The organism is Niallia sp. FSL R7-0271, from assembly GCF_038005785.1.
In the GTDB taxonomy this organism is placed as follows: Bacteria; Bacillota; Bacilli; order Bacillales; family Cytobacillaceae; genus Niallia.
This window is the reverse complement of the sequence record NZ_JBBOTZ010000001.1, coordinates 3789610-3803295: the sequence shown is the minus strand read 5'-3', so window position 1 is coordinate 3803295 and position 13686 is coordinate 3789610. Positions and strand designations below refer to the sequence as shown.

Below are 13686 nucleotides of genomic sequence, written 5' to 3'. Positions count from 1 at the left end.
AAAATGAGCTGGAAATCTTCCATATTGTTTAAAAATGAGAACGCTTTAATATATTCAGAAATAAAATAATTATTTACATTTTCAGAATATTGGTGATATTATTGCTTCACAATAACTTGTTTTAGGAGGAGAATATCATGAAAGCAAATGCAATCTTAACTTCATCACTCATTATTATTCTCATACTCAGCACGTAGGATTAAATGAACCCCCCATTACTATTATAGGGAATCGTTTAGTCCAGTTTTTGTTGTATCAAACAAGGGCGCTAAACGTGATGTACGAATGGTGCCTATCCGGAATCTGCGGACAGGCTTTTTTATTGGAGAAAATTAAAACAAGGGAGTAGAGAGAGATGAATAAAAAAACTTTTATGGATGGTTTATATAAAGCATCAGCAGGAATGTCAAATGCCGTGTTGGTTACATTAGGACTTGGCTTGCTGCTTGAATCAATCGGAAAAGCGCTAGGGTGGGATACTCTTACCCACATCGGCTCTGTAGCTAAAGTGCTATTGGCACCTGCCTTCGGGGCGGGAATTGCCTATCAGCTTGGCGGTAATACATTAGTGATTTTTAGCGCGATGGTCTGCAGTACAATTGGAGGGAATGCACTGCATGCCACAGAGTCAGGCATGGTCCTTGTTACAGGGCAGCCAATCAGTGCCGTTCTTGCTGCAGTAGTGGCAACAATTGTTGGTAAAAAAATTGTCGGCAAAACTATTTTGGATATGATTGCTATTCCAGCAGGTGCTATTCTAGTTGGTGGATTTGCGGGTGTTGGCTTGGCTTATGTTACAACACCGCTATTAGAGTGGATCAGTGCTGAAATTACTTCTTCTGTGCAAGGTTCACCATTAGTTGCATCAATGGTTATTTCATTAGTTTGGAGTATTTTGTTAATGACACCGGCTTCGTCGGCAGCCCTGGCAATTGCCTTGCAGATGGATCCAGTTTCAAGTGCTGCTGCACTTATTGGCTGTACCGTTCAATTTGTTGGATTTACGGCAATGTCTCTACGTCAAAACGATATGGGTGGCTTCTTGGCACAGTCGATCATCACACCAAAGGTGCAGTTCCCGAACATTGTGAAAAATCCGTTGCTGATCATTCCGCCATTTGTAGCAGCCGTTATTTGTGCACCAATCGCTACATTAGGCTTTGGCTTTACAGCAACTTATGAATTAGCAGGACTTGGCTTGAATTCTTTAATTGCTCCAATCAGCATTTTGGCAACACAAGGTGCGAGCGGATTCTTAACATATATGGCATTAGGAGTTGTTCTTCCAATTGCCATTACACTGCCTTTATACTATGTTGTTTTAAGAGTCGGCTGGGCAAAAACAGGCGACTTAGCAATGAAGGTACAATAATAAATTAAAAAAAGGGCTTTCGGATGAAACGAAGGCCCTTTTTTTCATAGGGGTGAAGCAACGCATGAATCCATCTGGCATTACATTAGAAGAGTTGTTAATGCTTCCAGTTTTAAGGGAAGCAAGTGTAATAAGTGGAAAGGAGGGGCTCTGCCGTGTTGTTCAATTTATCGATATTATGGAAGTGCCTGATATTGACGGTTGGTTAAGGGAAGGAGAACTGCTGTTGACCACAGCTTATTCTTTAAGAGATGATCTCTCAAAGCTGCCAAAGGTTGTCGAAATGCTTGCAAAGGCAAATGCTGCTGCACTTGCTATAAAGCCAGAAAGATATTTACATGAAATGCCGCAGGAAATGATTGATTTAAGCAATCAGCATCAGCTGCCCATCATTCAGCTTCCGCCAGGAATTCCCTATATTGATATTACTAATGCTGTCATGGAACAGATTCTGAACAAGCAGGCTTCATTGCTCAGAAGATCGGAGGAAATTTATAAAAAGCTGACAACATTAGTTTTAGAAAACAGCGGAATCCAAGTGGTTGCCGATAATGTCTCGCAAATGCTGAATGCGCCAATCTCTCTGCTCGACAAGCATGGCAATATGATTGTTTCTTCCAACTCTATTACAAGCGAAACATCTGCAAATATGAGCTACTGGGATATTACAGTAGATAAGGAGCATGTGGGAACATTTATACTTCAAAAAGAATCCCTTGATGAAATGGAAATGGTATGTGTAGAGCAGGCCAGACTTGTGTTCTCATTAGAACTGATGAGAAGAAAAACAGCCGTTGATACTGAAAATAGACTAAGAGGAAGCTTTATGGAGGAGCTTATAGCAGGAATTTACTTACCGCAGGATGAGGTAGTCACAAAAAGCAGACAGTTTGGGCTAAATCCAGATGCTATGTGGCAGGTGGTTGTCTTTGAACTGCAAGGGCTGTTAGAGGAAGATGCAGGCATGCTAGTTCAGCTGCAGACTTCTTTAAAAGAGTTGGAAGGGTTACAAGGTATTAAAATCTACAGTCTCTTCCAAGGAAATAGGCTTGTAATAATCCAGTCGAGCAGTTCAAATTCACTTTGGAGGCCTGAGCACTGGTCTAAGCAGCTAGAGCCGTTTACAAAGAGATATAAAGGACTTCAAGTAGGAATAGGTGGCTATTCCTTGCTATGGGATATTCATTTGAGCTACCAAGAGGCAAGAAACGCAGTCAAGATAGGGAGAAGCTTAAATAACGATCAGCAGCTTCATAACTTTGATGATGTGGAGCTATTTAAATTGCTGTTAGACAGCACAGAATATATTAATTTTGATGCTGTCATCGAAAGAAAGATTGGCAAACTATTATCATATGACAGAGAGACGGGCAGTGAGCTTGTGAAGACATTATTTTATTACTTATCAACAAATGGCAGTTTGTTAGAAACAGGTGAACAATTATTTATCCACCGAAACTCTGTCAAATACCGAATAGATAAGGTAAAGGAAATGTCTGGATTAAAACTAGAATCTTTCTATGAAAAGTTTTCATGCTATCTTTGTATATATTTCCATTTATTTCGAATTTCTAGGTGAAATTCCTGCTCATTGTGCTCAGAGCACAATGGGCTTTTTTATTTTTTGTATTTTCGGGACATTGTTTGCAATTTATATAATCGGTAAGATAGACACATTAACAAATTTCAGAAAATTAAATCAATGGGAGGAAATTATGATTGGAGTTATCCGGGTTTTCACCGCAAAGGATCCTGAAGTAGTTAACAGCCATGGAAATAAAATCAATTCTTTATATGGAATTCCTGTCATAAACAGATGTATTCCAGATCAGCCACAAGGTATTCATGATGCTGCCACAGAATTAGCAGCGGTGCCGAAGATAGTGGCATTAGGAATCGAAATGGAGGAAGAAGGCGCAGAGCTGATTGTAATAAGCTGTGCAGCAGATCCAGGTATAAAGGAGCTGCGTGAGGCTGTTTCGATTCCTGTCATCGGTGCAGGCAGTGCGGCTGCTTTGACTGCACTGGCAATAGGAAAGCCTGTAGGAATCATCGGTATAACAGAGAAGCCTCCGATTGTGATGGAAGAAATCCTCGGTGAAAAGCTAGTAGCCTACTTGGTGCCGGAGGGTGTTGCGAATACAACGGATCTAATGAAACCAGAGGGGAAGGAGAAGGGGAGACAAGCAGTCCTAACCCTGCTGGAGCAGGGAGCAGAAACAATCGTCTTTGCTTGTACTGGCTTCACAACCATTGGTCTTGCAGATATGTTGCGGAAGGATATGAATATTCCGATTATCGATGCAGTAGAGGCGGAGGGCTTAATTTCCGCATATATAGTGAACTCCTCCTTTAATAGAAGTGGTCAAGGTGGATTAGGCGTCCTTCTCTAGATAATATAGTAAAAATCAACTTACAACTTTGTAATGGAGGGCCATTAAATGAAACAATTCAAAGAAGAAAAAAAGCATCCACGGCTGTTTGAGCCATTTTCGTTAATTTTAACAACTATCACAGCAGTATTCGGAGCCATTATTGGGATGCAGATTATCGTCTCACTTGGAGTAACGCCTAATACATCGATTATCGGTGCTCTTGTCGCTATGCTGATAGCTAGAATACCAGTAACAATCCTGTCGAGATACAAGTCAGTGCATCGGCAAAACCTTATTCAAACATCTATCTCCTCCGCAACCTTTGGGGCAGCCAACAGTTTGTTGATTCCAATCGGTATACCTTTTTTAATAGGTGCTCCTGATCTTATTATACCGATGTTAATAGGCGCAGCGCTGGCAATGTTTGTAGATGCTGCGATTCTGTATAAACTGTTTGATTCAAAGCTTTTCCCAGCATCAGGAACTTGGGCGCCGGGTGTTGCCACAGCACAAGCAATTGTTGCAGGTGATAAAGGGGGGAAACGGGCTGGTCTGCTTGGAGTCGGCGCCGTAATTGGCATAGTCGGCTCCATACTGCATATTCCAATGTCCGCTTTTGGTGTAGCGTTTATCGGAAATATTTGGGCGCTGTCCGTATTTGGGATTGGCTTGCTGTTCCGCCAATATTCTATCCCAGTGTTTGGCGTCGATGTGAATGCATTATATATTCCCCATGGCATTATGATTGGCGCCGGTATTGTAGCGCTTGTGCAAGTTTCTATATTGATTTTCAGAAAAGAAGGCAAGGAAAGCAGAAAAGGAAGAAAAGAGATAGCTGCAGCAGTAGACAAGCCAGAGGCCGAGACTTTTACTACTCCTATTAAAACAGCTCAGAAAACGTTAGGTTTTGGCTTTCTTGCCTACCTCGTCATTGCATTAATTCTGGCCCTTGTTGGAGGTCTCATGACACAGATGTCATTAGGCATGCTCCTTGCTTTTCTCTTGTTTGCTGCCTTTGCTGCATTCGTACATGAGCTTATTGTCGGGATTGCCGCCATGCATTCTGGCTGGTTCCCAGCATTTGCTGTAGCCTTCATTACCCTATTGTTAGGGATGATGATCGGTTTTCCACCGCTTGCCTTAGCTCTTCTTGCCGGGTTTAGTGCAGCCACAGGTCCAGCATTCGCCGACCTTGGCTATGACTTCAAAACAGGCTATATCCTGCGTGGAAAAGGAGAGAATCCTGAGTATGAGGTGGACGGAAGAAAGCAGCAATATATGACGTCGCTTCTGGCTTTTGGGATTGCTTTACTGACTGTTTTGTTCACATATAAAGGCTACTTTGCTAACAATCTTGTACCGCCAATCGATGCTGTTTATGTTTCTACCATTCAAGCAGGCACATCGACAGACGTTGCAAAACAGCTCTTAATATGGGCAATACCAGGAGCATTGCTCCAATTAATTGGCGGACCGACCCGCCAAATCGGCATCATGTTTGCAACAGGATTGCTTATATTGACACCTTATGCCGGTATCGCTGTTCTTGCAGGTATTATTATTCGACTGCTGTGGGTCAAGAAAAAAGGAAAAGAAGCAGAAACACCAATGAGCATATTGGCAGCCGGATTTATAGCTGGTGATGCCTTGTACAGCTTCTTTAATTCCGTATTCAAATTAGGGAAGTGAGGAATATAAATTGGCTATTAAATTAGATGAGTATACAGTAGAGCATGCCGTTTATGGAGGAGCAGTCCTTGGCGGAGGCGGAGGGGGCAAAATTGCAGACGGACTTCAAATCGGCCGGCTTGCCCTTGAAATCGGTCATCCGATTTTAAAGACAGCAGAGGAAATGGAAGATGAGGACCTGCTTGTAACTGTTTCCCTTGTCGGGGCACCTGCAGCAAAGGAACAATATGTGAAACCGATGCATTATATCAAGGCTATTGATTTACTTTCACAAGCAATGAACGAGCCAATTCGCGGAATTATCACAAATGAAAATGGCGCGAGTACAACTGTTAATGGCTGGTTTCAATCAGCCGTAACTGGTTTGCCTGTTGTGGACATTCCTTGTAACGGAAGAGCTCACCCGACAGGAATAATGGGATCTCTTAATTTATCTGAACAAGCCGGATTTATTTCTCATCAGGCTGCTGTCGGCGGAAGAGGCGAGCGCTTCCTGGAACTCTCCATCTCAAGCTCTTTAGATATAGCAGCTAGTACTGTGCGGCAACTGTCAGTGGAAGCAGGCGGTTTAGTGGCTGTAGCCCGCAATCCAGTTCCAGTTGCTTATGCAAAGAAACATGGAGCAAGCGGTGCGATTCAGCAGGCAATCCAAGTGGGAGAAGCGCTTTGCTCTCACAAAGGAGAAGCCGCTATTGACAGCGTAGTCGCTTTGCTTGGCGGAAAGGTCATCGCCGAAGGGACAGTTACTGATTTTGTGCTGGAAACAACAGGCGGCTTTGATGTTGGCACGGTGACGATAAATAAGGATTGGAGCATGAGCTTTTGGAATGAATATATGACGATTGAAAAGGATGGAATCCGCTACGGAACATTTCCAGATTTAATTATGACAATTGATGCTAAAACTGGCCGGCCGGTTGTTACGGCAGAGGTGGAAAAAGGGCAGAACTTAGCTGTGATTATTGTTCCAAAGGAAAAACTGATTTTAAGCAGCACAATGAGAAATCATTCATTAATGTGTCCAATCGAAAAAATAATCGGCAAGCAAATTATTAATTATCTATAAAAATTACTGGAGGGATTACAATGGCGCTTAAACAAACACTGAAGGCAATTGATTTACTGGATAATGCTTATGTAACGGGAGAGACAGCTGCTGAGCTATTTAAGGAGTATCCTAACATAGAGGTAAAAGTTGAAACTGTCAAAGGCGAAAAAGGCAGCACGGATTTTATTAAGGTGACAATACCAGGTTCTGACGGCAAACTTGCGGGAGGAAGTGCTCCGACTGTTGGTATCATTGGAAGATTAGGGGGAATAGGAGCACGGCCAAGCAGAATTGGCCTTGTATCAGATGCTGATGGTGCTGTCGCTGCGATTGCTGCTGCACTTAAATTAGCTGAGATGCAGGCAAAGGGCGACACCCTTGTAGGAGACGTTATTATCACAACACATATTTGTCCAAATGCGCCGACAAGACCTCATGAGCCAGTGGACTTCATGGATTCACCAGTCGATATCTTGACGATGAACAAACATGAAGTTGTTCCTGAAATGGATTGTATTCTGTCTATTGATACAACTAAAGGAAATCGCGTGATTAATCATAAAGGCATCGCCATTTCACCAACAGTTAAAGAGGGCTACATACTGCGGGTTAGTGAGGACTTGCTGCGGATAAAAGAAATGACCACTGGAAAATTTCCTGTTACATTTCCAGTAACCTCGCAAGATATAACTCCTTATGGGAACGATCTGTATCATATAAACTCGATTCTTCAGCCTGCTGTTGCAACAAGTGCCCCAGTTGTAGGCTTGGCAATCACCGCTCAATCCATTGTCCCAGGGTGCGGTACAGGCGCAAGCCATGAAACAGATATAGCAGATGCTGTCCGCTTTGCAATTGAAGTGGCAATAGAGACAACGAACGGAACTTGTGAATTCTACAGCGCGTCTGAATTCAGCCGTATCACAGAATTGTATGGTTCAATGCAGATTTTACAGACGATGGGCAAAACAGCTGCTGTTTAAATACTAACTTAGAGAGGAAGTTTGCTTCCTCTCATTTTATTAGAGGGGAGACTAATCATGAAAAAACTAGGTATGATCACAATTGGTCAGGCGCCAAGAATGGATGTTGCTCCTATTATCCAAAAGCATATTAAGGAAACAGCCGAATTAGTCCAGGTGGGAGTATTGGATGGTCTTACTAAAGAGCAAATAGAAGCTGATTTTTATCCAGAAAAAGGGGAATATGTGCTGACATCAAGGCTTACAAACGGCGAATCTGTCATCATGTCAAGAGAGAAGATAAAGCCGATTTTACAGGATAAAATTAATTACTTAGAAAGAATAGGAATAACGCAAATTTTGCTTTTATGTACAGGTGTCTTTCCTGGATTAACGACGAAAAAAGCCTATCTAATTGAACCAGATCATATCATTCCGCCTACAATACATGGACTGACAGGGAAACGCAAGCTTGGTGTGATTGTTCCTCTTGAGCAGCAAAAGGAAACTTCCTTTCCTAAGTATTCACCGTTTGGAATGAACCCAGTGTTTCAAGTGGCAACTCCTTATGAAAATGACCTAACTGAATTCCACAAAGCAGCTGCAATGCTGAAGGAAGAAGCAGATCTTATTTTACTTGACTGCATGGGCTACACAGAAAATTTAAGACGAGAAGCAGAAAAGATTACCGGCAAGCCTGTCATACTGTCTAATGCATTGATCGCCAAGCTTGTTTCCGAAATGATATAAGGAAAGAGGGAGGAAAATGAAAGAAAAAATTATCGAAGTTAGTAAAGGACTGCTCGTTAATTGTTTGGATTTGAAAGAGCAGGAGTCATTTCTTGTTATAGCTGATGATGAGAAGAAGGAGATAGGAGAATGCTTGTATCTTGCAGGTAAAGAGCTTGGCGCAGAAGCGATGCTGATGATAATGGGAGAAAGAAATCATTCTGGTGAAGAGCCGCCTTTAGCTGTAGCAGCAGCAATGCTACAGGCAGATGCAGTCATATGTGCTACAAAGCATTCCTTAACACATACACAAGCAAGAAAAGCTGCTGCAGCAGCGGGATCAAGAATTGCTACAATGCCTGGCATAACAGAGGACATGTTTTTGGAAGGTGCCATTTCTGCAGACTATAGCAAAATTAAGACAATAACAGAAAAAATAACAAAATTACTGACAGACAAAAGCACTGTGACAATAGTCAAGGCTGGCTGCTCCTTAACTTTTGATATAAAAGGAAGAAGCGGAATACCGAGCACAGGAATGTATGTGAATAAAGGAGAATCAGGCAATTTGCCTTCAGGTGAAGCTTATATTGCACCTGTTGAAGGATCAGCACATGGTAAAATCACAGTAGACGGCTCTATTGCAGGTATTGGTCTTCTGACATCACCACTTATTCTCACTATTCACGAGGGAAGGCTCGTGGAAGCAGAGGGAGATCAGGGACAAGAGCTGCTGGAAATGCTGGGGACCGGCGAGGGAAGATTGCTCGGTGAATTTGGCATTGGCACAAACGAGAAAGCAAGAGTTACTGGTGTCGTGTTAGAAGATGAAAAAGTTTATGGCACTATACATATAGCCTTTGGCAGCAATATGACATTCGGAGGAACTGTCTTTGCAGGAGTACATATAGATTGTGTTGTCATGCAGCCGCAGGTATTTTTGGATGATCTTTTGTTAATGGAAAATGGAGAATTGCTAGCTGAATAATGATATAGACATAAAGCTTGGGAAAAGCACTGCATGTTCCCAAGCTTTTTTGGCAAAAATAACACGTGAAATAATTATTTGTGAAATTAATCACAAAACCCTTGCATGCGAAAAAAATGTATGTATAATAAAGGTATGAACAAATTGTGAATGACATCACATAATTTGTGATTTTTTTCACTAATAATGTGAAATAGTTCACAACTTTTACAAAAAATTCTCTTACAAAGGAGCTTCAAAATTATGAAAGTTATTGTAATTGGATGTACACACGCTGGTACAGCGGCAGTTAAAACGTTAGCTAATGTAAATAAAAATATAGATATTACTGTTTATGAAAAAAATAATAACGTATCATTTTTATCTTGTGGAATCGCCTTATATGTCGGCGGTGTTGCGAAGGACGCAAATCAATTATTCTATTCTTCTCCAGAGGAGCTTAAAGCATTAGGTGCGAATATGCATATGGAGCATGAAGTGCTGGAGATTAATACAGATAATAAAACAGTACTTGTGAAGGACTTGAACAGTGGCGAAACTCGCACAGATTCTTATGATAAATTAGTAATGACAACAGGTTCTTGGCCAATTATTCCACCTATTGAAGGTATTAAACTTGGAAATATTCTTTTGTCTAAAAACTTCAACCAAGCAAATGAAATTATTGCGAAAACAAAAGATGTTAACCATGTTACTGTAATCGGCGCCGGCTATATCGGAGTAGAGCTTGTAGAAGCTTTTGAACAAAACGGCAAAAAGGTAACGCTTATTGATAGTGAAGACCGTATCCTGAATAAATATTTGGATAAAGAGTTTACAGATATTATCGAAGCCGAGCTTCAAGGAAAAGATATTGAGCTTGCATTGCAGCAAACTGTTACTAAATTTGAAGGAAATGAAGCAGGAAATGTAACAAAGGTCATCACAACAAAAGGAGAATATGAAACAGATCTCGTTATTCTGTGCGTAGGCTTCAGACCGAATACTGGCTTGCTGAAAGATAAGGTTGACCTTCTGCCAAATGGCGCAATTAAAATTAATGAGTATATGCAAACAAGCAATCCTGACATCTATGCTGCAGGCGACAGCTGTGCGGTAAATTACAACCCAACAGGTGATAAAGTGTATATCCCGCTAGCAACAAACGCTGTGCGCATGGGAACATTAGCAGGTTATAATATCGCCGGGCAAAAAGTGAAATATTTAGGAACACAAGGAACTTCTGGCTTGCATCTGTTCGGATTGAGCATGGCATCAACAGGTCTTACAGAGCTGACAGCAACAGCAAATAAAATTCCTTATGAGGAAGTAACGGTTATTGAAAATGACCGTCCAGAATTCATGCCGACATTTGAACAAGTACGTTTGAAAGTTCTTTACCATCAAGAGACTAGAGAAATTATCGGCGCACAAATTATCTCTAAAGCAGATATGACACAAATGATGAATACTTTATCTGTCTGCATCCAAACAAAAATGACAATAGATGAATTAGCATTTGTTGACTTCTTCTTCCAGCCGCATTTCAACAAGCCTTGGAATACATTGAACCAGGCAGGCTTGGCAGCAGTTGCAAAACAAGCTGAGAATAGTGTGCCGGCACATGTATAAATAAATGCAGGAAAGCTTAGGTATCCCCTAAGCTTTTTTTGTGTTTTATGAGAAAATAAAAATAAAAAGCGCAGGTGACCTAAATGATTGATTATATAAACACAACTACAGAGGAAATTGCCAGACAGCTGTTAGGTAAGCTGCTCGTTCACCAAACACCAGATGGTATTTATTCAGGCTATATAGTGGAAACGGAAGCTTATATTGGAGTTGAAGATATGGCATGTCATACTTATGACGGCAAGCGGACTCAAAAAGTTGAATCGATGTATCAAACAGGTGGGACAATCTATATTTATACGATGCATACACATGCCATGCTCAATATCGTCACAAAGGAAGAAGGAGACCCGCAGGCAGTCCTTATTCGTGCGTTGGAGCCTGCAGATGGAATGGCGAGAATGGAAAATAACAGAAAGGTTACTGGAGTTTCCATAAGCAACGGACCTGGAAAACTGACGAAGGCAATGGAAATTACTAAGGAGCTAAATGGAAAGATGCTTAATGAATCTGCTCTTTCGATTGATGCTCGCCTCGGAAAGACGCCGGCTAGCATTGCAGTATCAGCAAGGGTTGGCATCCCGAATAAAGGAGAATGGACGTCTAAACCATTGCGGTTTTATGTAAAAGGGCATCCTTATGTGTCAGGTATGAGAAAAAAGGATTATCAAGAATTAGTTGATTGCTGGCTTTAAAATGGGAGGGCTGCTTGCACATAAAATACAAAAGGAAATCAGATAGCGCTTTCACAACAGTCCTTCTTCGGCTATGATGTTATTAAGGAAACATATAGCTGATAAATAATTGGAAATGCAGTTGATGAAGGGGTGTAATTTAAATGCTTTCATTACGTCAACAGAAACTGTTGCATTTATTGATGCAGGCAGAAGAGGCACTAACGGGTGCGGAGCTTGCCTCAGCATTGCAGGTCACATCACGGACGATAAGAAGTGATGTGAAGATACTTACAGATAAGCTGCAGGCAAATGGTGCGTATATTGCTTTAAAAAGAGGAAAAGGCTATGAGCTCATCATTGATGATTATAAATATTTCCGGTCTTTTTTGCAGCGTGCCGTTGCAGGAAATGAGGATGATACAATCCCGGCAGATCCGTCAGAAAGAATGGAATATATGCTGAGACGCCTGCTTCTTTCAGAGGATTACATTAAGATTGAACATTTTGTAAAAGAGCTGTATATAAGTGAAACGTCTATTAAAAACGGGCTGAAGGAAGTGAAAAAAATTCTTCGCCGTTTCAATTTGGACTTGGAAAAACGTCCGAATTACGGGCTGAAAATAGTCGGATCCGAAGCGAAAATGCGCATATGCATGGCAGAGTTTGTTTTCCATTCAGATCATCAACCATATCAAGTTTTGCCAGCACATGAACTTGAAAAGATAGAGGAGATTCTGCTCAAGCATACGAAAGAAGCTTCGATTTTACTTTCCGATATCGGAAAATCTAATTTAATCACACATATTGCTATCGCCTGCAAACGAATACTCGATGATAATTATGTTTCTATGCCCGAAAAGGAATTGGAAGCTATCATGGCGGAAAAGGAATATAGTGTTGCCAAGTTGATTGTGAAGGATCTGCAGACATCATTAGGTACAGCATTTCCAGAGGCTGAAGTTGCTTATATAGCTGTTCATTTATTAGGAACGAAGATTATTTCTTATCAGCCAGTAGCAGAGATTAATATATTGGACATGATTGAAAAGGATATACTAGAACTTTCCAAAAAACTGCTTAACGAGGCAGAACAGGTTATGCAGCTAGGAATATCCACCGATGAAGAATTGATATACGGGCTGTGTCTTCATTTAAAGCCGGCTATTAACCGCTATAAATTTGGCCTTAGCATCCGCAATCCGATGTTGAAGGAAATCATCAAAAACTATCCAGTTGCCTTTGATGCAGCCATTTCCATGGCAGAGAAGCTTAAGCAGGAAACTGGCATGGAGATAAATCAGGATGAGATTGGCTATATCGCCTTGCATATAGGAGCTGCGATGGAACGGAAAAAAGCAAAGGGGAAGGCGAAGCGCTGCCTGATTGTTTGTGCTACTGGGGTTGCAAGCGCCCAGCTTTTATACCATAAGCTGCAGGCTACCTTTGGCAGCAAGCTGCAAATAGTTGGAACAGCTAATGTTTTCGACATGCATAAGTATGATCTAGGGTCCCTTGATTTTATTATCAGCACCATCCCAATTCAGAAGAGATTAACCGTTCCTATTATTGATGTAAATACTATTTTAAGAGATGAGGATATTGCCAGATTGGAAAACTTAGTAATTGAGAATATCGGCAGTGTCTTGAAATATATAAGACCAGAGCTTACCTTTTTTCAGCAAGATTTAAAATCAAAGGAGGAAGTGCTTCGCTTTCTTTGTACGAATATGGAAAGACTGGAGGATATCCCTGATAACTTTCAGGAACTGGTAGAGGAACGGGAACAAATAGCTCCGACAGGATTTGGAACAATGGTTGCCATTCCCCATCCAATCAGACCTGTCACTAAAAAGACAATTTGGGCTGTGTGTACATTAAAAAGGCCAGTGCAGTGGGGCGACAGCCGTGTTCAGTTCATTTGCTTGCTGAGCGTCCAAAAAGAGTATAAAAAGGATTTACAGAAGATGTACCAGCTTTTAGTGAAAATATCAGGAAATGCAGCTCTCGTAGAAAGGCTTGTAAAGGTTAGTTCTTATGAAGAGTTTGTGAGTATCCTGCTTTCGGTGGAGGAATAAACGGTTATGAAAAAGGACAGCGTTATGCTGTTCTTTTTTGTTATACAATCTTGAGGCACTATTTTCCTCGTAAAGTTGGAAAAAGAATGCATGTAAATGAAAGCGCTTTTTATATAAACTGATAAACAAGAGCACAAGAAGCATTTCACTCTATGAAATT

At 41.2% G+C, this 13686-nt stretch carries 11 protein-coding genes; all 11 read left to right on the top strand.

The window, feature by feature from the left end; translation table 11 throughout:
- Nucleotides 1–355: 355 nt before the first annotated feature.
- Complete coding sequence (locus MKX82_RS19400; protein ID WP_233316030.1) at nucleotides 356–1372, top strand: PTS transporter subunit IIC; 1017 nt, start codon at nucleotides 356–358, stop codon at nucleotides 1370–1372.
- A gap of 52 nt (nucleotides 1373–1424) precedes the next feature.
- A complete protein-coding gene (locus tag MKX82_RS19395; protein WP_237942106.1) occupies nucleotides 1425–2951 on the top strand; it encodes a PucR family transcriptional regulator in 1527 nt (508 codons plus the stop codon).
- 136 nt (nucleotides 2952–3087) lie between these two features.
- On the top strand, nucleotides 3088–3765 hold the full coding sequence (locus tag MKX82_RS19390; protein WP_237942105.1) for an aspartate/glutamate racemase family protein: 678 nt from the start codon (nucleotides 3088–3090) through the stop codon (nucleotides 3763–3765).
- A 48-nt stretch (nucleotides 3766–3813) separates the two neighbouring features.
- Nucleotides 3814–5436 (top strand): OPT/YSL family transporter, encoded by a 1623-nt coding sequence (locus MKX82_RS19385; protein ID WP_233316027.1) that lies wholly within the window; start codon nucleotides 3814–3816, stop codon nucleotides 5434–5436.
- Nucleotides 5437–5446: 10 nt separating this feature from the next.
- The gene (locus MKX82_RS19380) at nucleotides 5447–6502 is read left to right on the top strand and encodes a DUF917 domain-containing protein (protein WP_341079207.1); all 1056 of its coding nucleotides are present in this window, start codon (nucleotides 5447–5449) and stop codon (nucleotides 6500–6502) included.
- Nucleotides 6503–6522: 20 nt separating this feature from the next.
- Nucleotides 6523–7467 carry a DUF1177 domain-containing protein gene (locus MKX82_RS19375; protein WP_233316025.1) on the top strand — a complete coding sequence of 315 codons (945 nt, stop codon included), beginning with the start codon at nucleotides 6523–6525 and terminating at the stop codon, nucleotides 7465–7467.
- A 57-nt stretch (nucleotides 7468–7524) separates the two neighbouring features.
- Complete coding sequence (locus MKX82_RS19370; RefSeq protein ID WP_251646873.1) at nucleotides 7525–8196, top strand: AroM family protein; 672 nt, start codon at nucleotides 7525–7527, stop codon at nucleotides 8194–8196.
- A gap of 16 nt (nucleotides 8197–8212) precedes the next feature.
- Nucleotides 8213–9163, top strand: coding sequence for an aminopeptidase (locus MKX82_RS19365; protein ID WP_233316023.1), 951 nt, complete (start codon nucleotides 8213–8215; stop codon nucleotides 9161–9163).
- 243 nt (nucleotides 9164–9406) lie between these two features.
- Complete coding sequence (locus MKX82_RS19360) at nucleotides 9407–10774, top strand: FAD-dependent oxidoreductase (RefSeq protein ID WP_251646874.1); 1368 nt, start codon at nucleotides 9407–9409, stop codon at nucleotides 10772–10774.
- Between the two features lie 86 nt (nucleotides 10775–10860).
- Nucleotides 10861–11469, top strand: a complete 609-nt coding sequence (locus MKX82_RS19355; protein ID WP_341079603.1) for a DNA-3-methyladenine glycosylase — start codon at nucleotides 10861–10863, stop codon at nucleotides 11467–11469.
- A gap of 143 nt (nucleotides 11470–11612) precedes the next feature.
- Nucleotides 11613–13526 carry a BglG family transcription antiterminator gene (locus tag MKX82_RS19350; protein ID WP_341079202.1) on the top strand — a complete coding sequence of 638 codons (1914 nt, stop codon included), beginning with the start codon at nucleotides 11613–11615 and terminating at the stop codon, nucleotides 13524–13526.
- Nucleotides 13527–13686: the final 160 nt, after the last annotated feature.